The sequence below is a fragment of the Comamonas sp. BIGb0152 genome, from assembly GCF_024809975.1.
GTDB lineage: Bacteria > Pseudomonadota > Gammaproteobacteria > Burkholderiales > Burkholderiaceae_C > Comamonas.
In genome coordinates, this window is record NZ_JANUDY010000005.1 from 65246 (window position 1) to 87044 (window position 21799).

The 21799-nt window shown below is 63.3% G+C and carries 15 protein-coding genes and 2 pseudogenes; 7 read left to right on the forward strand and 10 right to left on the reverse strand.

The genetic code is table 11. The features are described 5' to 3' along the window. Nucleotides 1–22 precede the first annotated feature (22 nt). The 3 genes and pseudogenes from M2375_RS11310 to M2375_RS11320 all read right to left on the reverse strand — a co-directional run. Nucleotides 23–309 (reverse strand): annotated as a pseudogene (locus M2375_RS11310) (TetR/AcrR family transcriptional regulator); the annotation flags it as partial. Nucleotides 310–399: 90 nt separating this feature from the next. After that, nucleotides 400–1512, reverse strand: coding sequence for a PHB depolymerase family esterase (locus M2375_RS11315; protein ID WP_259166357.1), 1113 nt, complete (start codon nucleotides 1510–1512; stop codon nucleotides 400–402). A gap of 10 nt (nucleotides 1513–1522) precedes the next feature. Then, a complete protein-coding gene (locus M2375_RS11320; RefSeq protein ID WP_013801892.1) occupies nucleotides 1523–1936 on the reverse strand; it encodes a CopG family transcriptional regulator in 414 nt (137 codons plus the stop codon). Nucleotides 1937–2142: 206 nt separating this feature from the next. Between M2375_RS11320 and M2375_RS11325 the strand changes: the two genes are divergently transcribed. After that, entirely contained in the window at nucleotides 2143–2796 is a 654-nt protein-coding gene (locus M2375_RS11325; protein ID WP_259166379.1) for a hemolysin III family protein, read from the forward strand. Between the two features lie 711 nt (nucleotides 2797–3507). Here the strand turns inward: M2375_RS11325 and M2375_RS11330 are convergent. The 3 genes from M2375_RS11330 to M2375_RS11340 are packed head-to-tail and all read right to left on the reverse strand — an operon-like array spanning nucleotide 3508 to nucleotide 9406. Next, nucleotides 3508–4971 (reverse strand): efflux transporter outer membrane subunit, encoded by a 1464-nt coding sequence (locus M2375_RS11330; RefSeq protein WP_259166380.1) that lies wholly within the window; start codon nucleotides 4969–4971, stop codon nucleotides 3508–3510. Next, nucleotides 4964–8149: an efflux RND transporter permease subunit gene (locus tag M2375_RS11335; protein ID WP_259166383.1), complete on the reverse strand. Its 3186-nt coding sequence runs from the start codon at nucleotides 8147–8149 to the stop codon at nucleotides 4964–4966. The genes M2375_RS11330 and M2375_RS11335 overlap by 8 nt, the downstream gene beginning before the upstream one ends. Before the next feature lie 12 nt (nucleotides 8150–8161). Next, nucleotides 8162–9406: an efflux RND transporter periplasmic adaptor subunit gene (locus tag M2375_RS11340; protein WP_259166387.1), complete on the reverse strand. Its 1245-nt coding sequence runs from the start codon at nucleotides 9404–9406 to the stop codon at nucleotides 8162–8164. Nucleotides 9407–9624: 218 nt separating this feature from the next. Between M2375_RS11340 and soxR the strand changes: the two genes are divergently transcribed. Further along, nucleotides 9625–10173 (forward strand): redox-sensitive transcriptional activator SoxR, encoded by a 549-nt coding sequence (gene soxR / locus M2375_RS11345; RefSeq protein ID WP_259166396.1) that lies wholly within the window; start codon nucleotides 9625–9627, stop codon nucleotides 10171–10173. Nucleotides 10174–10303: 130 nt separating this feature from the next. Here the strand turns inward: soxR and M2375_RS11350 are convergent, their stop codons facing one another. Next, complete coding sequence (locus tag M2375_RS11350) at nucleotides 10304–11488, reverse strand: CynX/NimT family MFS transporter (protein WP_259166397.1); 1185 nt, start codon at nucleotides 11486–11488, stop codon at nucleotides 10304–10306. A gap of 277 nt (nucleotides 11489–11765) precedes the next feature. On the opposite strand from M2375_RS11350, the pseudogene M2375_RS11355 reads away from it, so the two are divergent. Then, nucleotides 11766–12697: pseudogene (locus M2375_RS11355) on the forward strand (IS5 family transposase). A 391-nt stretch (nucleotides 12698–13088) separates the two neighbouring features. Further along, complete coding sequence (locus M2375_RS11360; RefSeq protein ID WP_259166400.1) at nucleotides 13089–13931, forward strand: siderophore-interacting protein; 843 nt, start codon at nucleotides 13089–13091, stop codon at nucleotides 13929–13931. A gap of 16 nt (nucleotides 13932–13947) precedes the next feature. Here M2375_RS11360 and M2375_RS11365 read toward each other — a convergent pair whose 3' ends face one another. The 3 genes from M2375_RS11365 to M2375_RS11375 all read right to left on the reverse strand — a co-directional run bounded on the left by M2375_RS11365 (nucleotide 13948) and on the right by M2375_RS11375 (nucleotide 18140). Beyond that, nucleotides 13948–14418, reverse strand: a complete 471-nt coding sequence (locus M2375_RS11365) for a lysozyme inhibitor LprI family protein (RefSeq protein WP_259166407.1) — start codon at nucleotides 14416–14418, stop codon at nucleotides 13948–13950. Between the two features lie 44 nt (nucleotides 14419–14462). After that, nucleotides 14463–17153: a penicillin-binding protein 1A gene (locus M2375_RS11370; RefSeq protein WP_259166411.1), complete on the reverse strand. Its 2691-nt coding sequence runs from the start codon at nucleotides 17151–17153 to the stop codon at nucleotides 14463–14465. Between the two features lie 198 nt (nucleotides 17154–17351). After that, nucleotides 17352–18140: a 3-hydroxybutyrate dehydrogenase gene (locus M2375_RS11375; protein ID WP_259166413.1), complete on the reverse strand. Its 789-nt coding sequence runs from the start codon at nucleotides 18138–18140 to the stop codon at nucleotides 17352–17354. Between the two features lie 200 nt (nucleotides 18141–18340). On the opposite strand from M2375_RS11375, the gene M2375_RS11380 reads away from it, so the two are divergent. The 3 genes from M2375_RS11380 to M2375_RS11390 all read left to right on the forward strand — a co-directional run bounded on the left by M2375_RS11380 (nucleotide 18341) and on the right by M2375_RS11390 (nucleotide 20133). Then, on the forward strand, nucleotides 18341–18811 hold the full coding sequence (locus M2375_RS11380; RefSeq protein WP_259166416.1) for a peptidylprolyl isomerase: 471 nt from the start codon (nucleotides 18341–18343) through the stop codon (nucleotides 18809–18811). Nucleotides 18812–18928: 117 nt separating this feature from the next. After that, nucleotides 18929–19492 carry a GNAT family N-acetyltransferase gene (locus M2375_RS11385; RefSeq protein WP_259166417.1) on the forward strand — a complete coding sequence of 188 codons (564 nt, stop codon included), beginning with the start codon at nucleotides 18929–18931 and terminating at the stop codon, nucleotides 19490–19492. A gap of 278 nt (nucleotides 19493–19770) precedes the next feature. After that, nucleotides 19771–20133, forward strand: a complete 363-nt coding sequence (locus M2375_RS11390) for an HPF/RaiA family ribosome-associated protein (protein WP_182326195.1) — start codon at nucleotides 19771–19773, stop codon at nucleotides 20131–20133. Nucleotides 20134–21799: the final 1666 nt, after the last annotated feature.

The following is a 21799-nucleotide window of genomic DNA, read 5'->3' on the forward strand; positions in this document are numbered from 1 at the left end:
GCTTCACTCCACAGCGGACGCGGAGTGCCTGCAACGCCTGTTCGAGCGCGGCCGCTGCAATGACACGGGCCGCGAAGGCATTGGAATCGGCTCCCGCACGATCCGCAGCCTCGGCCAGCAGGGCTTCACGGGACTCGAAGTGGGCATAGAACGCGCCGTGCGTCAGACCCGCCTCTTTCATGATGTCGGCGACTCCCGTTCCGTCGCGTCGTAGCCGCTATGCCGGATGGCGCGGGCTGCTGCCTGCACGATGCGCTCGCGCTCAGCCTCTTTGGCGGCTGCTCTGATGTTGGGTTGCGCATTTTGCATGACAGCCATCTTGCAAAATACAGAACAACCGTGCAACGGACGCGTAGATGCGGAGGGGAAAAAGCGGCTCGCTGCCGGTGCCGCGCGTTATCAGCCGTGAGCACGCTTGTGCGAAAGGAAGAAGCGCAGCATCTCGGCGCTGGCGTCGATTCCTCCTGGCGTGGTGTAGCTGCCCTCTGAGCTGCCGCCGGACCATGCGTGGCCTGCGCCATGCAGTTGCCAGTGTTCAATGGCGGTATTTCCGTCGGCCGCGACATAGGCAGAGCGGGTGAATCGCTGGCGGTTCGGCGCATGGCCCTGGATGACGCGAGGTGCGCCTTGGGGACTTTGCGCGCTGCGTGCAGCATTCACTACTGCCGCGCCGTTGTCGTGGTGCACCGTCTTGTCGGCATCGCCGTGAAACACGATCACTGGACACACGCTGGGACCGCTGGCCGAGCCTGATGCTGCGCCTCTTCGCATCGCCTCGAGGGCTGATGGCAGATTGGACGCAGCACCGGCGGGCAAGCCCGAATGCACACCCACGGCGGCGAACAGCTCAGGATAGGTGCGTCCCAATATGTCCGCCATTGCACCTCCAGCCGATAGTCCGGCGACATAGACACGCGATGCGTCCGCGCCATGGTCAGTCACCATCTGGCGTGTGAGGCCTGCCAGCAGTGCTGGCTCGCCCCGGCCTCGCTGCTGATGCTGGGCCTTGAACCAGTTCCAGCATTTTTGCGAGTTCGCATGCTGTGTTTGTTCAGGATAGAGCACCAATACACCAGCTCTGCGTGCCTGGTCGTTCATGCGCGTGCCGGCGGCGAAGTCTTCCGGCCCTTGGGTGCAACCGTGCAGCATGAGGACGAGCGGCCGAGGCCCCGCTTCCAGTGCACTGCCTGGCGGCACATACAGCCGATAGGCCAGCTGCCGGCCTCCGTGCGAGTAGCTGCCGCGCAGCCATTGTTCGTCGCCGGAGATGTCTGCCTGCGATGAGCCCGCAGGCACGGCGAGTTCGGGAGCATCGTCGATGAAACGGGCTTCGGCATCGATGATCCAGCCTTCTTCCCTAGGACTGGTTGCGGCTGTCTTGCCGTGGGGCGCGGGCGCGGGCGCGCTTTCGCCTCGCAACGTGCGCTGAATCAGCTCGGTTGCTTCCAGCAAATTGCCAGTGCGCGTCAGGCGTGTAGCCTCGCCCAGCATGTCGTGAAAAAGCTGTTTCATGGAATGGTTCTCAGGTAATGCGGCCGGCCAGAGCGGCACGAACGGCGGGGCTGGCCTGGAGCGCTCCCAGCACCGTGATGGATTCGATGGTTTCTGCGGCCAGCTGCGCAGGCACGTCCTGCGCGATGCTGGCCAAGCCCAGCACCCGGATCTGCAGCTTTTCCCCGGCAGCCTGCACTCGCATGAGATCGGCCTGGGAGAAATGCTGCATACCCAGGACCAGCATCTTGCGGGCGACAACCTGTTGCAACGCGTCCGCGTGGCTGCGCAGGTGATTGCGTATCGCTGTACGGATGAAATCACTGCGGTTTGCGTAGAAGCCCTCGGCGACCAGCAGGTCGATTTGGCCCAGGTCGACATAGCCCAGATTGATGGTGAGCTTCTCGGATTCGCTCACGCGAGGGGTGGAGGTGGTTGTGGCCATGAAACATCCTTATGCCATCTATATGGATGGTATGAGGATGGTTTCAAGGCCTGATGTTTCAATTTAGCGCTGCGCGTCGTGTGGTGTCCGGTGGACGGGCTCTCCGGCGTGTCCGTTGCCATCATTGCCCTGTCACGTCTGGGCCGTAAGGTGGCCGAGTCGGGCCACCGCGCCCGGCGTTGCTCAGCCATGCGCCAGGAGGCTCCATGCAAGATTTGCAGGCAGGCTCGCCGCACGGCCCTTCCGTTTGGGGCCAGCCCGGCGAACGGTTCAATACCTGGAGTCATCTGGCAGCCCTGCCCGTGGGCCTGGCGGCCAGTGTGGTTCTCATCTGCGAAACGGTGGCCGGCGGCGATGCGCGCAAGATTGTGGGCGCTGTGGTGTTTGGCCTGTCTCTGGCGGCGCTGTTTGGCGCATCGGCCCTCTTTCATGGCTGTACCGGGGTGCGCAAGCGTTTCTGGCAGCGCATCGACCACGCCTGCATTTACCTGCTGATTGCCGGCAGCCACACGCCCTTTGCGTTGATGGCGCCCCCGAGCTTGTGGGCTTGGCTGCTGCTTGGCGGCGTATGGGGGCTCGCATTTCAGGGTGCGATACGTGCACTGGGTTTCGATTCGCCGCCGCGCCTGTCCCTGTACATCAGCCTTGGCTGGCTCAGCTTGGGGGGCGCGGTGCCGGTGGCCTTTCGCCATGGTGCGCAGACCCTGGCCTGGCTGCTCGTCGGCGGACTGCTCTATTCGGCAGGAACAGTGTTCTACCGTCGTCTGGCGAGCATGCGCCACGCGCACGGCATCTGGCATCTGTTCGTGGTTGCCGGCAGCGCCTGCCATACCGTCGCGGTAGCTGGTTTGCTCGTCTGACCTCCTGCCATTCATGGCTTCGACACTCCGCTGGCCGTTTTCTTGCACATTCAATAGCTGAATGATCAAGGGGCGGACGGTGAAGGCGCGATTGCTCAAGGATTGAGGGATTCCAGGCGCATCAGTCGGTGTTCGAGCGCGTGATGCCTTCATCGTGGCGCCCCGAAGGGGGCGGCCCGCCTCGGTGCAATGCCGGGTGCTGGATGCCAGCAACAGCGGGTTTACAAGCACTTGGTGTGAGCAGCCATCCTCGATCCGCTTTGGCCGCAATGCCCCCTGCTCAAGGGGCACAAGCTCTAAGGAAAACTCCTCGTCAGTCGGACTGGCGCGTGGCGATATGACGTAGGACGATTGGCGACGGAGTTTTGCACGAAGACCAAGGTCATTCCCTCTTGAGTCGACCGGGCTGGCTACAGATACCGGCTGAGAGTTGTCGGCGGCGAGGGGAATCGCTTCGCACGAGGAAGGTCAATGACCGGTTCCGGCAGCCGCTGACATTCGCTTTGGAACGGCGAACGACCGTACCCAGCCTGGAGAGGCCGATCAAACGGGCGCGACGATCAGCAATCTCTGACTCATTACGCCCCTCACACAAGACGTTGAGCAGAAGATTTCAACAAGCAACCACCGTCCCAGCGAAACCCAATCCATTCAAAAAGCCGCCTAGAGTCATTCACTCAGGCGGCTTTTGGTTTCATGCACAAGGGCCTTTTAGCCTTCGCTATACCCTAACCCGCGCATCTCGCCCCCAGCCAGCCACCCTCCCGCCAGCGCCTTGTAGACCGCAATGCTGTTGCGCAGAGCTTCTACCTGGCTTTGTGAGCTGGCGTCCTGGGCGGCGAGTTGCTCGCGTTGGGCGTCGAGCACTTCGTACAGGCCGATGGTGCCGCCCTGGTACATGCGCTGTGCGAGTTTGGATGCCTTGTCGCGCTGCTGCGTGGCGGAGGTCAATACCTGCAGCTCTTCGCGGCTGCGGTTGGCGCGTACCAGGGCGTTTTCGGTTTCCTCCAGGGCTTGCAGCACGCTCTGTTGGTATTGCGCCAGGGATTCGGCGGCGCCCGCTTCGCTGGCCGCGATGCGGGCGCGCACGCGGCCCACATCCAGAAACGACCAGTCCACGCCCAGAAAGACGCTGCTGGTGGCGGTGCTGCCCTTGAAGAGGTCGTTGCCGCCGAGCGCAAAGCTGCCCAGGAGCCCGCCGATGGACAGGCGTGGAAACAGGTCTGCCGTGGCCACGCCCACGCGCGCGGTGGCGGCGTGCAGGCGTGCCTCGGCAGCCGCAATGTCGGGGCGGCGGCGCAGTAGCTCGCCGGGCGTGTCTGCCCGGGGCACTGCGGGTAGGCGGGGCAGCGCCTGGGCGCTACCCAGCATGTCGATCAAATCACCCGGCGGCAGGCCCGCCAGCACGGCCAGGCGGTGCTGCAGCACGGCAGCCTGCGCCTGCAGGTTGGGAATGCGCGCCTCGGTGCCCAGCAGCAAGGCGCGGGCGCGGCTGGCGTCCAGGTCTGTCGCCATGCCTGCCTGTAGGCGCCGCTCTACCAGTTGCAGGCTGTCGCGCTGGTTGCGGGCGTTGGCCTGGGCAATCTGCAGCCGCAACTGGGTTCCGCGCAACTGCGCGTAGCTGTCGGCCACCTGCGCGGCAATCACTACCTGCAGCGCAGCCAGGTCGGCGTGCGTGGCCAGCCTCTGCGCCTGCTGCGCTTCCACGGCGCGGCGCACGCGGCCAAACAGGTCTACCTCCCACTGCGCGGCAATGCCTGCGTTGTAGCTGCGGGTGGAGCGCGGCTGGCCGGGGCTGAGTTGATCCTGGCTTTGCTTTTGCTGGGTGGCGCCCGCATTCATGGTGACGGTGGGGTAGCGATCCATCTGCGCCTCGTTCAGCACCGCATCGGCGGCCTGCAGGCGCGCCAGGGCTGCGCCCAGATCGTGGTTGCCGCCCAGTGCTTGGCGCACCAGAGTTGTGAGGGTGTCGTCGCCAAATTCGCGCCAGAAGGCGGCATCGCGCACGTCAACAGAAGGCAGTGGCGGTGCATCCGCCCTCGCCTCCTGCCGGGCAAACTGCGCGGGGGTCTGCACGGCGGGTACTGCGCTTTTGAAATCTGGCCCCACGGCGCAGCCGGACAGCGCCATGCTGCATGCCAGGGTCATGCTGCTCAACAGAAGGGGTTTAGCCATGGACATGCTCCGAGGGAGGAATAGCGGAAGAAGGGGTTTGCGGGTGGGGCCGCAGTTGCGTGCCGCTGAGCTTGCGCAGCGTGACGTAGAACACGGGCGTGAGGAACAGGCCGAAGATGGTGACGCCTAACATGCCCGAGAACACGGTGATGCCGGTGGCGGCACGCACCTCGGCGCCTGCGCCGTGGCCAACAAGCAGCGGCACGGCCCCGGCGATGAAGGCAATCGAGGTCATCACGATGGGGCGCAGGCGCAGGCGGCAGGCCTCGCGCGCGGCGTCCCAGATGCTGGCGCCCTGCATTTCCAGCTCGCGGGCAAATTCGACGATCAGGATCGCGTTTTTGCAGGCCAGCCCCATCAGCACCACCAGCCCCACCTGCACGAAGACGTTGTTGTCTCCGCCCGAGAGCCACACGCCAAAGAGCGCCGCGCAGATACACACGGGCACGATCAGGATGACGGCGAGCGGCATCGTCCAGCTCTCGTACAGCGCCGCCAGCACCAGAAACACGAGCATGACGGCCAGCGCAAAGACGATCGCCGCCGCATGGCTTTGCTCGACCTGCTGGTAGCTCATTTCCGTCCAGGCCAGTTCGATGCCCGGGGGCAGCACCCGGTCGGCAATCTCGCGCAGCTTGACCAGCGTTTCGGCGGACGAGAACACATGCGGGTCGGCGTCGCCAATCAGGTCGGCAGCCGGAAAGCCGTTGTAGCGCAGCACCGGGTCAGGCCCATAGCTGGGCTCCACGCTCACCAGGGATGCGAGCGGCACCATGTCGCCGCGGCTGTTGCGGGTCTGCAGCCTGCCAATGTCTTCTGCAGTCTGGCGGTAATCAGCATCGGCCTGCAGCATGACGCGGTACACGCGGCCAAAGGCGTTGAAGTCATTGACATACACCGAGCCCAGGTAGGCCTGCAGCGTCTGGAACAGGTCGTTCAGCGCCACACCTTGTGCCTTGGCCTTGGTGCGGTCCACCTTCACCTCCAGCTGCGGAATGTTCGACTGGTAGGCGCTCACCGGGTAATGCATGCCCGGCGTCTTGGCGATTTCGGCCTGGAAGGCACCCAGTGCCTGCTGCAGTGCAGCATAGCCCAGGCCCGCCCGGTCTTCCAGGAACAGCGAGTAGCCCGAGCCATTGCCCAACCCTTGGATGGGCGGGGGCATGAGCGCGTAGCCAAAGCCGCCATCCATGCCCGAGAGCTTGCCGTTCAGCTCTGCGCTGATGTCGGCGGCGCTGCGCTGGCGCTCGCCAAAGGGTTTGAGGATGACGTAAGCGCTCGTCAGGTTGGGCGTGTTGGTGCCCTGCAAGGCGTTAAGGCCAGCGAATGCGGGCACGGAATGCACGCCTTCCACCGAGAGCGCATGTTTGGTCAGCTCCCGCGTCACCTCATCGGTGCGGCTGAGCGATGCGCCTTCGGGCAGCTTGGCGCCAGCAAAGAGGTAGAGCTTGTCTTGCATGGGTATGAAGCCGCCGGGCACGGTGTTGAACAGCCAGGCCGTGCCGCCCAATAGCGCCACGTACACCACAAATACCACCCCGCGCATCTTGAACGAGCGCCCCACAACGTTTTCATAACCGTTTGCGCTGCGATTGAACATGCGGTTGAACCGCTGAAAGAACCAGCCCAGGCCCGCATCCATCCCGCGTGCCAACCAATCCTTGCGCGCGCCGTGGCCTTGCAGCAGCTTGGCAGCCAGCGCTGGCGAGAGCGTGAGGGAGTTGATCGCCGAGATAACGGTGGAGATCGCAATCGTTACCGCAAACTGCTTGTAGAACTGGCCGGTGATGCCGTCGAGAAACGCCATAGGCACGAACACTGCGCATAGCACCAGTGCAATGGCGATGATGGGGCCGGACACTTCCTTCATCGCCAGGTGCGCAGCCTCACGCGGGCTGTGGCCTTTTTCAATGAAGCGCTCCACGTTCTCCACCACCACGATGGCGTCGTCCACCACAATGCCGATGGCCAGTACCAGCCCGAAGAGGGTCAGGGTGTTGATCGAGTAACCCAGCAGGTAGAGCCAGGCGAAGGTGCCGACGATGGACACGGGCACGGCCAGCAGCGGGATGATGGAGGCGCGCCAGGTCTGCAAAAAGACGATGACGACCAGCACCACCAGAATCACCGCCTCGATCAGGGTGCGCTGCACCGCCTGGATGGAGTCGCGCACGAACACCGTCGGGTCCCACAGGTACTCGAACGATGCGCCCTGCGGCAGGGTGGCCGAGAGGCGGTCGAGCGTCTTGTACACCTCGTCGGCCACGCCCAGCGCATTGGCGCCTGGCGTCAGAAAGATGCCGATGGCTGCCATGTTCTGGTTGTCCAGCGCGGCGCGCAGGGTGTAGTCGCTGGCGCCCAGCTCGATGCGGGCCACATCGGCAAGGCGCACGATCTGGCCGTCGGCGCCGGTTTTCAGAACAATGTCGCCAAACTCCTGCTCGGTCTTGAGGCGGCCTTGCACATTGATCGACAGCAATTTCTCCGTGCCCTTGGTGCTGGGCTCGGCGCCCAACTGGCCCGCGGAGACCTGCACGTTCTGCTCGCGGATGGCGGCAATCACCTGGTTGGCCGTCAGTTGACGGGCCGCCACCTTGTCCGGGTCAAGCCAGATGCGCATGGCGTAGTCACCCGAGCCGTACACGCCCACATCGCCAATGCCGGGCAGGCGCGCAAGCTCGTCCTTGACCTTCAAGGTGACGTAGTTGCGCAGGTAGAGCGTGTCGAGCTTGCCGTCGTTCGATGCAAGGCCCACGTACATCAGCGGCGTCGCCGATTGCTTTTGCGTGGTAATGCCGTATTGCCGCACTTCCTCGGGCAGGCGGCTTTGCGCCTGGCTCACGCGGTTTTGCACGCGCACGGCGGCTGCATCGGGGTCGGTGCCGGGGCGGAAGGTGGAGACGACCTGCAGGCTGCCATCCGACGCGGCGACCGATTTCATGTACATCAGCCCTTCAACGCCATTGATGGCCTCTTCCAGCGGCACAGCCACCGATTCGGCAATCTCCTTGGGGTTGGCACCCGGGTAGGTGGCGCGCACCACCACGCTCGGGGGCACCACTTCGGGGTATTCGCCCGATGGCAGTTGCGGAATGGCGATCAGACCGACGGCGAACATGATCACCGACAGCACGATGGCAAAGATCGGCCTGTTAATAAAGAATTTTGAAAAATCCATAGCAGCCTCCGCTTATTGGCCGGGCGCTGCGGCCGGTTCTTCTTCTGAAAGAGCCGCTACGGGCTGGCCCGCCTCGGCCTGTGGCTTGGGGGCCAGCGGCATGCCTGGGTAGTAGATGCGCTGCATGCCCGCCACCACCAACTGGTCGCCCGCCTGCAGGCCCGCCTCCACAATCCGCCGGCCCTCGAACACGCGGCCGAGCTTCAGCTCGCGCCGCTCTGCGCGGCCGCCCTCGCCCACCACGTAGGCGTATTTGCGGTCTTGGTCGGTCAGCACCGCCTTGTCGTCGATCAATACGGCCTGAAAATCGTTGCGCCCCTGCATCTGCACGCGAGCAAACATGCCGGGGGTGAACAGGCCACGGTCGTTGGCGAGCGTGGCGCGCACGGTGAGCGTGCCCGTCTGCGGATCGAGCCGGTTGTCGGTGAAACCCACCTGCCCGGTGTGCGGAAAGCCTTCTTCGTTGGCTAGGCCAATGCGCACCTGCGCGGCTCCCGCACCCCTGCTCCCGCCCGCACTCTTGGCCTCATTCTTGCCCGTTACCGCCTGCTGCCTGCTGCGCAGCAGGCTTTGCTCGTCGGCATCAAAGTACACATACACGGGGTTTTGCGACACCACGGTGGACAGCACGCTCTGGTTGGCTTGGGCCAGGTTGCCCGCCGTCAACACGGCCCGGCCCGCTACGCCGGTGATAGGCGAGCGCACCTCGGTAAAGCCCAGATCTAGCTGGGCGGCGGCCACGGCGGCCTCGGCAGCCATCACTTCTGCCGAGGTCTGTGCCAGGGTGCCTGCACGGTTGTCGGCCTCTTCGGCGGAGATGGCGCGGTCTACCAGCAGGTCGCGGGCCCGCCGATCTTGCGTTTTGGCCAGGGCCTGCGCCGCCTTGGCGCGCTGCAACTGGGCCTGGGCGCTCGCCAGCGTTGCCTTGTAGGGCCTTGCATCAATGGTGAACAGCACCTGCCCCTTGCGCACGGCCTGCCCTTCGCTGAAGCTCACGCTGTCGATATAGCCGCCCACGCGCGGGCGGATGTCCACACTCTCCTTGGCGGCAATGCGGCCATTGAAGCTGTCCCACTGCTGCACCGGGTGCAATTGCACCTGCGCCGTGCTGACCTGCGCTGGCGGCGGCTCGCCTGCGGCGGCGGATTCACTCCCCCCGCTGGCTTGCTTGCAGGCGGTCAAACCAACTAGCGCCATGCTGGCCGCAGTTGCCAGACCGGTACGCACAACCCAGTGCGCGCTGATTGCTGATGTCATTGTTCAATTCCATGAATGGACGGCAGGCTCCTGAACGCATATGCGATTCAGGAGCCCTATCCGTGGGCCCGCCAGACCAGAGCCTTGGCAGGCATGAAGGCAAAGCACGAGCGTGGCCGCAATGACCACACAGAGACAAACCCTGCTTTTGCCCGTTGCTGAATCGCATTTTTCAAGTTAAAGTAAGCTTTAAGTCAATTGAAAAATGGATTACCACCATGAATCCTGGGGATGATGAACTGCTGCCCATCGGCATGATTGCGCAGCGCAGCGGGGTTAACGCCTCCGCACTGCGGTACTACGAATCACTGGGCCTGATCGAATCCGTGCGCAGCGGCGCGGGCCACCGCCGCTACCGGCGCTCCAGCCTGCGGCGGGTGGCCTACATCGTGTTTGCCCAGCGCCTGGGCTTTCAGCTTGAAGAAATTGCTGCGCAGCTTGACGGACTGCCCAAGCACCATGCGCCTACGGGCGATGAGTGGAGCAGCATCTCGAAAACCTGGGTCAACCGCGTCGATGAACGCATTCAGGAGTTGATGCACCTGCGCAGAAGCCTGGATAACTGCATTGGCTGCGGCTGCCTGTCGATGAAGGTGTGCAATGTCTTCAACCACGCCGACTGCATTGCGGAAAAAGGCGCCGGCCCCCGGGTCTGGCTGGGCGACCGGTTGGTGCCAGCGCAGGACGAAAGCTGCCAGGGATGCGCTGCAGAGCACTCACCGCATGGGCTGGACGTGGATCGGGATGCACCGCAAGGCACCTGTTGAAGGCAATCGCTGTAATCGCTGTCGCCATTGACGAAGAAGACAACGCAGCAGCTCGCGCCAAACGGTGTTCAGACTGCGCTCAGATCGTGGCCCCGGGCGTGCTGCTCGCGCCCGCAGCGCGCAGCCCTCCTCACAGTTTGCGGGCCAGCCACACGCCGCAGGCGGCCAGAGCCAGCAGCATCCAGGCCACCGTCGTCCACCCTCCTGCCTGGGCCAGCACGCCGGCCGCCAGCGGCCCGAGCAACTGCCCCACATAGCTACCCTGCAGCATGAAGCCGATGGTGGGCGGCACCAGCGCCGCGCTGGGCGCGGCCTTGGGCGCGCCTGCTGTCAGGGCTCCGGGGATGGCGCCCATGCACCCGGTCATCAGCATGGCAACGGCCACGGACGCCTGCATGGGCAGTGGCACCCAGAACAGCAGCGAAATGCACACCGCACCGATGGTGAAGCCCGCCCCCACCAACCAGCGCGGCGCCACGCCACGCCGCATCAGCGCACCGGCACTGATATTGCCCAGCACATTGACCGCCACGATGGCCGCGCTCACATAACCCGCCTGCCGTGCCGACAGGCCCAGCAGATCGCGCAGCAGCAGGGGCAGAAAGCCCGAGAACGCGAAATAGATCATCGCGTACGTTGCAAAACAGAGGGCGATGAGCTGCGCCCCCTGCGCCTGGGCCACACGGCGGATAGCGTTCCATGCGCCGCTGCCTGGAGCCGTTGACGCCAGCGCCGGCATGGCAGGCAGGCACAGCCACAGCACCACGCCACTGGTCACGGCCAGCCAGCCATTGAGCTGCCACAGCAGCTGCCAGGACACGGGGTAACCCAGCGACGCCGCCACGGTGGCACCCAGCATCATGAGGGCAATACCGCTGGGCACTGCCGTGCTCGATAGCGCCATGGCCAGATCCCGCTCCCGTGGCGCAGCCTGGCGCCCCACCATGCTCGATGCGCAGATCAGCAGCACCACGACTGCAATGCCTTCTACGACGCGCGAGGCGATCAACAGCCCAAGCCCCGTGGTAAAGCCCCCGGCAAAGTTGGTCAATGCCAGCACCGCCACACCGGCGCATAGCACCTTGCGCGCGTCGAAGCGCGAAACCAGCAAGCCCAGCGGCATGGCCAGCAAGGCGCCCACAATGGCCAGGGAGGAGATGACGAGCCCGGTCTCCCGCAGGCTCAGATACAACGGCGCGCCCTGCAGGAGCGGCAGCGCGATGATGGCCTTGCCAATCTGAAAAGCGGCGTTCAGCGCGGCAAAGATGGCCAGTGCGATGTTGCGCCAGGAGGTGTGATGGGGTTGTGCTTGCATATCCGCCAGATCAAGAAGAACAGGAAATGGCCTGCAGTCTAGAAATTGAAGCGCACTTGAAGTCAATGCCAATTCTGGCTATGACGCCAAAAGCCTTCAGCTATGCACAACCACACAGACACAGACACAGACAGGGTGGCGACTGACCTAGTGCTTGCGGCCTTGTATCCGCCCTTGCCCCTTGTATCTGCTCCTGCCCTTGCGGGCAATGCAGGCGTTGTTGCATAACTCCCTCGCTGGGCCGAGTTCGAGGCGTGAACTTGGGTAGGCTCGGGGGATGAGCAAGCCACCGCAGGCAAAGTACCGCACGACGAATTGGAGTGAGTACAACGAGGCGCTCAAGCGCAGAGGATCGTTGATGGTCTGGCTCGATGCCGACCTCCAATGGCAAGCTCCTGCCAGTGGTCGGCCAGGTCGCCCTGCTGTGTTCAGCGACGCTGCGGTCCAGTTCTGCCTGACATTGAAGTGCATGTTTGGGCTGGGCCTTCGTCAAGCAACGGCCTGGCCGAGGGCCTGATCAAGCTGGCCCGGCTGGACTGGGGCGTGCCCGACTACAGCACCCTGTCGCGGCGCCAGAAGGCGCTGAGTGTGGCCATCGCAGCGCGCCGCAGCAGCGCGAGGCTGCACCTGCTGATCGACTGCACCGGCGTGAAAATGCTGGGCGAAGGCGAGGGGAACACGAAGAAGCACGGGGCCGACTATCGCCGGCAGTGGCGCAAGGTGCACCTAGGCATCGATGCTAAGACCTTGGAGATCCGTGCCATCGAGATCACCGACAACGCCATTGGCGATGCACCGATGCTGCTGGAGTTGCTGGCGCAGCTTCCTGAGGAAGAGCCGCTGCATTCGGTGAGCGCCGATGGTGCCTATGACACCAAGGCTTGCCACGAGGCCATCGCCAGTCGTCAGGCCGCGGCGATCATCCCCACACGCAAGAATGCCAAGCCCTGGGCAGATGACAAGGCAGTGGCGCGGGCGAGAAACGAAATCTTGAGGGCGACGCGCAGGCTAGGCCGCTCCATCTGGATGAAATGGAGCGGCTATCACCGCCGCTGCCTTGTAGAGACCAAGATGGGATGCTTCAAGAGATTGGGCGAACACGTGATGGCTCGGGACTTTGAGCGGCAGGTGACTGAGCTGCACATACGAGCATCGATCCTCAACAGGTTCACCAGCCTGGGTACGCCCCAGACTGTGCGCGTGGCATAACTCCGTCTGGGGTGGGGGAGACTCGGCCTCAATTCGAGTTATGCAACAGCGCCGGAAATATGGAGCAAACGAAGCAATTTCGGCGATAAAGAGTTCTCCATGGTCGGAACTGCTGAAGACTTGACCAACAGCTTCCGAGGACGGTGAACTTCCGCAAAGGGTCGTTTGCAGTCCTACCTTTTTCAAAAGCAAGCCATTGAAGCCCTGCACGCCATCTACAAACCGCCGCATCACTGCAGGACTACTCCAGCTTGCGCACACCGCCCACCCTTTGACAACCCCACCCCCGCCAAAGCCACACCCCAACCAGGGATTGCCACCAGGCTGCTAGCCGCAGGAATGGTTCTCATTTAAGATAAAAGATATATCTTAGACACGGATTGAACACACCATGCCCTTGCAACTGAGCCTTCCCACTCCCCCCTCTGCTGAACTGCTGGCCGCACGTGCGCCTGAGCGGGCGCGCCATGAGATCAAGCTGCGCCGCACCACCGTCGAATCGGTGGAGCAGCTGACACCGCATATGCTGCGCATCCGTTTGCAGGGTGCGGACCTGGCGGGCTTTAGCAGCCTGGGCTTTGATGACCATGTGAAGCTGCTGTTTCCGGATGCCAATGGCGAGCTGCAACTGCCGCCACCCGGTACCGAAGGCTTGCCGCCGGCGATGCGCGAGGCCATGCGGGACTACACGCCCCACTCTTACGATGCGCAGGCGCAGACTTTGTCGATTGACTTTGCGGTGCATGAGGCCGGGCCGGCTACGGCCTGGGCGCTGCAGGCGGCCCCTGGGCATGCGCTAGGCATTGCGGGGCCGCGTGGCTCCTTTATCGTGCCCACGGCGTTTGATGGCCACTTGCTGATTGGCGACGATGCGGCGCTGCCAGCGATTGCGCGCCGCCTGCGCGAGCTGCCAGCGGGCACCCGCGCCGTGGTGGTGGTGGAAGTGAATGACGCGGCCGATGAGCAAGCGCTGGACAGCGCTGCCGATCTGCAGGTGCATTGGGTGCACCGCAAGGGCCAGCCCGCCGGCGATGTGCAGGGGCTGCTAGCGGCTTTGCGCCAGATCGATGCGCCTGCTGGCGATTATTACAACTGGGTGGCGCTGGAATCGACGGCCGCCAAGGCGCTGCGCGCTGCCCTGATTGCCGAACATGGCGCCCACCCGAAATGGACCAAGGCAGCGGCCTACTGGAAGCGCGGAAGCACTGGTGTGCATGAAGTCATTGAAGAGTGACCGCACACATCCTTCGTCAAGGATAGGACCGCAGGTAGCCCAGCAGCTGGACGATGCGCGCCTTGGTCAAGCTGTTGCGGTACTCGCTGCGCGAGAGCGCTGAGGCGCTGCCAAAATCCTGGGCGTTCCAGGTGCCGTCGATAAAGGCGGCCTCCGTCGTCATAAAACTCAGCCAACCGCGCTGGGCAACCCGCAGCTTTTGGGCGGCGGGGGCGCCCAGCTTGGCCATCAGTTCGCGGTAGGTCTGGTTCAGCTCTACATCGAGCTGTTTGGCATAGGCGTTGCTGGCGCGCAGCATGTCTGCCGTCGTGTTCTGGTTGCTGATGGCGGCCTCCAGCGGCTGGATGCGCTGCTCAAACGCGGCCAAGCGGTCGGGGGCATCGGGGTTGTCTACGGCCATGGCCGCAGTAGATGCAAATACCGCGATGCCTAGGCATGCGGCGCGCATCCATGGCCAGCGGGGCTGGCGGCTGTTGTTGAAGACCATGGACATCCTCCTAGTGACTGGGGGTTTAGCGCCTGCTCAGGCGCTCAGTTAATCTCGCCCGCCGCAATGCCTGCATTGCCCGACTGCGGGGCCGCTGCACCAGACGGCGTGGCCCGGCGCCAAACCATGCCGCCATCGGCCGTGGGCACCGGTTGGCCGGCAGCGCCCGATGACACGGGCGAGACGACCACGCCGCGCTCGATAGGCGGCGGGTTGCCCGATGGCTGGCCCTGGGGCGCGGTGGCGCTGCCCGGGAAAGCGGGGGCCGCCGGTGCCTGGTTGGACGGCAGGGGGTTGGCAGAACTTCCAGGCACCACGACACCCGGTTGCGGCTGGCTCGGATCGGCCGGGCGCTGCGTGGGCATCTGCGGCTGCTGTGTGGCAGGCGGGTTGTTCTGGAAGACGGGGTAATCGCCTTCGCCGCTGGGTCCGCGCGGGCCGGCGCCGCCCTGGCCTATCGGCCTGGCCTCGGGGTCGTCAATAACAGGGGCATCGCCGGGGTTGCCGCGATCGGGCAGCGGCTGCATCGCAGGCGGTTGCTCAAACGGATCGACCGGCTCTTTGCTGCCGCCAAAGCCCAGCATCCAGCTGCGCAGGCGCTGCACAAAGGTGTTGTTCTCGGCCGGCATCTCGAAGCGGGCCTGCGCCTGCACCAGCTTGGCGCGCTGCGATGCGGCGGCCACTTCGGCAACAACCGGCAGCGCACTGTGGGCGCCCTGGCCCCAGTAGTCGTTGAGCTGCACGCGGCTGTCGTTAAAGCCCACCCAGGCGCCGCCCACCCAATCGGGGTGCGCCAGCATGAACCAGCCGTCGGCATTGTCCTGGGTGGTGCCCGTTTTGCCCACCCAGTCGCCGCTGACGCCATAGCGCGCCACACCCCGGCCGGTGCCCTTGGTGATGACGCCGCGCATCATGTCGAGCAAGGCATAAGCCACGCCGCTGTCCAGCGCCACCTCTGGCGCGGGCGGCTCAAACTCGGCCAGCACCTTGCCTTCGCGGTCGCTGATGCGGGTGACCATGACCGGCGCGCGGTAGCCGCCGCCGTTGGCCAAGGTGGAATAGGCGCTGACCATCTCTTGCAGGGTGACCGGGCTGGTGCCCAGCGCCAGCGACATCACTTCTTCGAGCTTGCTGTCCCGGATGCCCAGGGCGCGCGCCAGCTTGGCCACCTTGGCGGGGCCTACCTTGGCCATGACCTGGGCGGTGATGGTGTTCTTGGAGTAGGCCAGGCCATCGGCCAGGGTCATCGGTTGGTCAGACGGCGGGCCGCCATCGGTCGGCCGCCAGAACTGCCCGCCGCCCAGCGGAATGCGCACGGCTTCGTCCATCAGCTGGTCCGTGGGCAAGGCGCCATTGAGCAGCGCCGCACCGTACACAAAGGGCTTGAAGGTGGAGCCGGGCTGGCGGCGGGCTTGCGAGACATGGTCAAACGGGTCGATGGCAAAGTCGCGGCTGCCGACCCAGGCCAGCACATGGGCGTTGCGCGGGTCCATGGCCATAAAGCCCACTTGCACGCGCACCTTGTCTTGGCGCAGGTTGGCCATAAAGTCGGCATCGGCCAGCAGGCGCTGCAGCGCTTCGTCCTTGTCCTGGCCATCGGCCACGGCCTGGCGGTAGACGGCGCTTTCGCGCACAAAGCTTTGCACCAGCGGGTTCTTCGCCGTCCACTGGTTGCGGTTGCTCCACAGGCCATTGGCGGTCACCTGCAGCTGCCGCCCCTGGCGCACCACGGCCTGGTTGGCCCATTGCTGCGCGCGCGAATCGATGGTGGTCTGCACCACCAGGCCATCGGCATAGATGTTGTAGTCGTTGGCGTCGGCCCATTCGATCAGCCATTTGCGCAGCGCCTGCGCAAAATGCGGCGCCATGCCCACGGCCTCATCCTGGCGCTCAAAATCGAGCTTGATGCCGCGCTTTTTGAAGGCTTCAAAATCTGGGTCGCTGAGCTTGCCGTGCTTGTTCATCTGCGCCAGCACGGTGTTGCGGCGCTGCTGGGCCCGCTCGGGGTTTTGCACGGGGTTGTAGTAGCTGGTGCCCTTGAGCATGCCGACGAGGGTGGCGGCTTCGAGCACGCTCAGCTTCTGGGCGGGCTTGTCAAAATAGGTGCGCGCGGCCATCTCGATGCCAAAGGCGTTGTAGAGAAAGGGCACGGTATTGAGGTAGGTCTCCAGAATCTCGTCCTTGGTGTAGGCGGATTCGATCTTGTAGGCGGTCACGGCCTCCTTGAGCTTGCGGTTGAGCGAGCGGGCGCGGCCGATTTCCTCGGGGAACATATTGCGCGCCAATTGCTGGGTCAGGGTCGATCCGCCCTGGGGCCGGCCCATCGCCGTGTGCAGCACCGAGCCAAAGGTGCGGCGCCAATCGAGCGCGCCATGCTCATAAAAGCGGTGGTCTTCGGTCGCAATCAGCGCGTTGATGACGTTGGGGGAGATGTCCTTGAGGGCCACCCATTCGCGGTTGGCGCGCTTGTACTGCGCCAGCACCTTGCCATCGGCCGACAGCAGCTGGGTGGGCGCCTCGACCTTGTTTTTCTGGATATCGCCGATCGAGGGGGTGAGCGGAATCAGCAGCAGCACATAAAGCAGCAGCAAGACCGGCAAGGCCGCGACTGCCAGCAGCCATTGCTTTTTGCTGCGCGCTGCCAGCCACTGGCGCAAGCGCCGCGCCTGTACGGCAGACGCGCCCGCTGCGCGGCACAAGGTGTTTTTTAAAGCGGAAAAGTGGGGGGTCGCCATGGATGGGGTCTGCAAAGCCTGGGCCGGCATCGCGCTGCCCGCGCAGCTGCCTTGGCCAAGGCGCCATTGTCGGGCAGAGGCGGTTTCCCCGTGGGGCCGGTGTGCAAAGCAGACTGCAAACCATGTAACAAATCGCTGATCAGCGGCGGGCGGAGTGGCGCGCTGGCATGCCTTGGTCCCCCGATCAGCGGGCCGGCATCACTCCATGAACCAGCCGTGGCTGACGATCATGGACTGCCCCGTCAACGCATTGGTGGGGAAAGCGGCAAAGAACAAGGCCACGCGCGCCACGTCATCCACGGTGGTGAACTCGCCATCGACGGTGTCTTTGAGCATCACGTTCTTGATCACATCGGCTTCGCTGATGCCCAGCTCCTTGGCCTGCTCGGGGATCTGCTTGTCCACCAGCGGGGTACGCACATAGCCGGGGCAGATCACATTGGCGCGCACGCCCTGCGGGCCGCCCTCTTTGGCCACCACCTTGGCGAGGCCTTCCAGGCCATGCTTGGCCGTCACATAGGGCGCCTTGAGTTTGGAGGCCTCTTTGGAATGCACCGAGCCGGTGTAGATGATGCTGCCGCCCCGCCCCTGCGCATACATGTGCTTGATGCAGGCGCGGGTGGTGAGGAAGGCGCCATCGAGCTGGATGGCCAGCATTTTCTGCCACTCCTGCAACGTAAATTCCTGCACTGGCTTGACGATCTGAATGCCGGCATTGCTCACCAAGATGTCGATGCCGCCATAGGCCTTGACAGCGGCTTCGACGGAGGCATCCACCTGGTCTTCCTGGGTGACATCCACCGCCAGGCCCATGGCGGTGCCGCCCTTGCTCTCGATATCCTTGGCCGCCGCCTCGGCCGCTTCCTGCTTCAGGTCGGCGATCACCACCTTGGCGCCTTGCTGCGCATACAGATCGGCGATGGCCTTGCCAATGCCGCTGGCGGCGCCCGTTACATAGGCCACCTTGCCTGCGAGTTGCTGAACCATGTTCTTCATCCTTTCGACCGAAAAAGCGGTCACAAAGAGCCAGTCTCGCGCTGCGCTGCAGCATGTATCCGTAGGAGAGCAAGCCGTTTGCATGACAATCACCAAACCCTTGGCCCCGCCCCTGCCATCCGGGTGCGCCAGGCGGCCACCCAGTGCGAACCTCTACACTTGCGGTTTCGCCAGACTCTTCGAACAAGACCATGAACATCAGCAAAGACTGCGCCGTCACCATCCAATACAAGGTGACCGATTCACAAGGCAAACCGCTGGACAGCGGCAACCTCGCCTACCTGCATGGCGGCTATGAAAACATCTTCCCCAAGGTGGAAGCGGCGTTTGAAGGCCAGGCTGCGGGCTTCAGCACCAGCGTGGATCTGGCCGTGGAAGACGCCTTTGGCGCGCGTGACGAGAGCCTGGTGCGCGTGATCCCCAAGAGCGAGTTCCCGGCAGGCGTAAAGGTGGGCGGCCAGCTGCGCGGCGCCAATGAACGCGGCGAGCCGCAGGCCTTCTACGTCAAGAAGATCAAGGGCCCCGAAGTGCACCTGGATGGCAACCACCCCCTGGCGGGCCTGGCGCTGCGCTTTAGCGGCAAGGTCGTCGACGTGCGCGCTGCCAGCGAGGAAGAAATTGCCCACCGCCATGTGCATGGCGCGCACGGCCACCACCACTGATGGCGCAGCGCAGTGGGCTGGTGCAGCGCACGGCCCTCTGCGGTTGGCATTTTTGATCCCCAAGCGGCTCACGCAGATACTTTGTGTGCGAGCCGCTTTTTTATTGGAGCAGCAACCATGAACCACCCGCTGATCGAGCCCCGCACCGACCGCCTGCAGCTGCGCCAATGGCAGCCGCAAGACCGGGAGGCCTTTGCGGCAATGACGGCAGACCCCGAGGTCATGCGCTACTTTCCCGCGCCGCTGACGCGGGCGCAAAGCGATGCGATGGCCGACCGCTGCGAGGCGCTGATGGCAGAGCGCGGCTGGGGCGTCTGGGCCGTGGAGCGGCTGGATAACCAGCAATTTATCGGCATCGTCGGCCTGCATGTGCCCCAGGCCGATCTGCCTTTTTCTCCCTGTGTGGAAATCATGTGGCGCCTTGCACGGGATGCCTGGCACCAGGGCTTTGCCACCGAGGCAGCGGAGGCCGCACTGGCGGTCGGTTTTGAGGCCCTGCAGCTGGCCGAAATCGTTGCCTTCACCACCACCAGCAACCGGCCATCGCAGGCGCTGATGCAGCGGCTGCGGATGACGCGAGACAGCGCTGGCGATTTTGACCACCCTGCCCTGGCTGCCGATCACCCACTGCGCGCCCACGTGCTGTATCGCTTGTCTGCTGCGAAATTCAGAGCACGCTGAGGGCATCAGCCCTCTTTAATCGCAAGCCCTGCCTGGGGTCAGATTGCACCCCTTCAAGCCAATCAGCGCCCTGCTGCTGCGTCCGACACCCCGCCCCGCAGGCTGTAGGACGCTTGATCTTTCTCAGGGCTTTTACGCATATTGACCATGTCGCGGTCTTTGTTGCAGTTTTGCGAGTTAGGATGTGTCTAACAACATGCCGCAGGCCTATGGCTTTTGCTGCATCCGGTTGTCAAAGCTGGGCGGCAGCCCAGCATGTTCGAGAAAGGAGCACATCCATGCAAGTTCAAGTGCACGCTGGCGACAATGTCCAAGGTGGAGATTCCCTCTCCCAATGGGCACAAACCGAGGTACAAAACAAGCTTTCGCGCTTTCGTGAATATGTCACCCGGGTGGAGGTCTACCTCACCGATGTGGACGCCCTGAAAAACGGCGGCAAAGGCAAGCGCTGTGTGATGGAGACCCGGGCTACCGGCCGCCAGCCCCTGGCAGTCAACGCCGAGGCCGAAAAGGTCGCGGAAGCCTTCAACGCCGCACTGGAAAAACTGCACCGCGCTTTGGACACCGACGTTGCCAAGATGCGCGACAAGAGCAACCGCGAAACCATTCGCACGGCTACGGATGAGGACGCCGAAGCCTGAGCGCTGAACGGGCCCCCGCCCAGCCTCCTGCATAAAGCACCGCCTGGCGGTGCTTTTTTACGCCTGCCCATTGCGCTAACTGCGCTATCTGCGCCACCGTCCCCCGGCCTTCTCTCGCCATTCCCTTCACCCTCATCTTCCCTCATCCCTCTTCCCCCTTATCGGCACCCGCTGCCTCTTGCCGCGCACTTTCAGGCGTCAGGGCTGCAGACCCGGGCTTAGAGCCTCTCCACACAGGCCTTGGTAGGGTGTTGCCTCGCCGGCCCGCCAAGCCTTGTCGTACGCTTGAACTGCCTACGGCTTGACACCTAGTTGGGGACGCCTAGTTGGGGGTGCCTAGTTGGGGACGCCTAGTCGGGAACGCCAAGGCTCAACCGCAAGCCTGCAGTTTGCTAGGTCGTGTGAGCGGCGCTTAGCGCCCCCACACACAGGCCCTGGTCCGTCGTTATCTGGCCGGCCGCAGCAAGCCTTGTCGTCGGTCTGTATTGCCTGTGGCTTGCTGCGTGGTCGGGGGCACCTAGTCGGGAACGCCCAGTCGGGGGGTGCCTAGTCGGAGACGCCCGGACGGTGACACCCATCCCCATCGTCAACCTTCGGCCTGCTGGGCCGTGTAAGCGCCTCTTGCCAGCCTGGCTCGGCTCCCCACAGCGTGGCCCCCGATGGCTCAGCACGGCACAACGCGCTATGTAAGCGAACCCCGCTCGCTGCCCAGGTGACACCACCGCTTCTCGGCACTCTGGCAACCCAGCACTAACGCCGGAGCCGGAGCCAAAACCAGGACCAGTGCGCAGCGCAGCGACATACAAGTTGGCCAGACCGCACCTGACCCGGGCTGCATCCCCAAGCTTGCGTCGTTCAAATGGGCTGAATGGGCTTGCCAGACCATGCATCCTCGCGCTGCAAAAGCCCAGCATGCTTTTATGTGAACAACCCATAAATATATACACATCTTATACACAATCCTGACTTTGCAACCTGTCTCAGCATGAGAAAAAAGATATCCACAACACCCTACCTCATTGAGGGCGCTCGGAATTTTGGCACATCCAACCGCATACGACGCTTTATATAGCTATTTGTAGGCAAAAACACAGTAAAGTGTTCCATATCTCATAGAGTGCCCTGGCATAGTGCATTTGCTAGTCAAGCTACCTGTACACAAATTTATCCACAGAATAAGAGGTTTATCTGCCGATTTCAGCCATTTATTCGCAGGGAAGTTATTCTCAGATATCTGTTGATAACAATGTAGATATCTATTTTTAAATAGAAATTCTTCCTGCCTCTGTGCATATCTCCAAATTTTCCAAGCCAAGTTATGCACAGCTTACGCCTCGGAGGCCTTTTCAGCGCACGATGTGGATAACCACGCCATCAAAAGCTGGCTGTCGTTTTATGGCATAAGTCCTTTACTTGTCCACAAATGTAGGCCATCGTAGAGGAAGCTTCTCCAGGTAGCCATGTGTATAACTATCTGCAGCTGCAATTTCACATTGCGGCATTTCTCACGATATGAAAATTTATGCACAGGCTTACCAGGGATAAGTTGTTGACAACATCGCCCACCTCTTTGGATTATTTGCATAAAAAATAAGCATTTATGCATTCAGATCCGGGTAAATATTTCGTGGCAAATCTGAAGTAAATGCTCTTTTAATTCAATTTA

Coding starts and splice junctions, on each gene's coding strand:
- M2375_RS11360 (WP_259166400.1), top strand. CDS start 13,089: ATGCCCTTGCAACTGAGCCTTCCCACTCCCCCCTCTGCTGAACTGCTG.
- M2375_RS11335 (WP_259166383.1), bottom strand. CDS start 8,149: ATGGATTTTTCAAAATTCTTTATTAACAGGCCGATCTTTGCCATCGTG.
- M2375_RS11380 (WP_259166416.1), top strand. CDS start 18,341: ATGAACATCAGCAAAGACTGCGCCGTCACCATCCAATACAAGGTGACC.
- M2375_RS11370 (WP_259166411.1), bottom strand. CDS start 17,153: ATGGCGACCCCCCACTTTTCCGCTTTAAAAAACACCTTGTGCCGCGCA.
- M2375_RS11350 (WP_259166397.1), bottom strand. CDS start 11,488: ATGCAAGCACAACCCCATCACACCTCCTGGCGCAACATCGCACTGGCC.
- M2375_RS11330 (WP_259166380.1), bottom strand. CDS start 4,971: ATGGCTAAACCCCTTCTGTTGAGCAGCATGACCCTGGCATGCAGCATG.
- M2375_RS11320 (WP_013801892.1), bottom strand. CDS start 1,936: ATGGCCACAACCACCTCCACCCCTCGCGTGAGCGAATCCGAGAAGCTC.
- M2375_RS11390 (WP_182326195.1), top strand. CDS start 19,771: ATGCAAGTTCAAGTGCACGCTGGCGACAATGTCCAAGGTGGAGATTCC.
- M2375_RS11365 (WP_259166407.1), bottom strand. CDS start 14,418: ATGGTCTTCAACAACAGCCGCCAGCCCCGCTGGCCATGGATGCGCGCC.
- soxR (WP_259166396.1), top strand. CDS start 9,625: ATGAATCCTGGGGATGATGAACTGCTGCCCATCGGCATGATTGCGCAG.
- M2375_RS11375 (WP_259166413.1), bottom strand. CDS start 18,140: ATGGTTCAGCAACTCGCAGGCAAGGTGGCCTATGTAACGGGCGCCGCC.
- M2375_RS11315 (WP_259166357.1), bottom strand. CDS start 1,512: ATGAAACAGCTTTTTCACGACATGCTGGGCGAGGCTACACGCCTGACG.
- M2375_RS11340 (WP_259166387.1), bottom strand. CDS start 9,406: ATGACATCAGCAATCAGCGCGCACTGGGTTGTGCGTACCGGTCTGGCA.
- M2375_RS11325 (WP_259166379.1), top strand. CDS start 2,143: ATGCAAGATTTGCAGGCAGGCTCGCCGCACGGCCCTTCCGTTTGGGGC.
- M2375_RS11385 (WP_259166417.1), top strand. CDS start 18,929: ATGAACCACCCGCTGATCGAGCCCCGCACCGACCGCCTGCAGCTGCGC.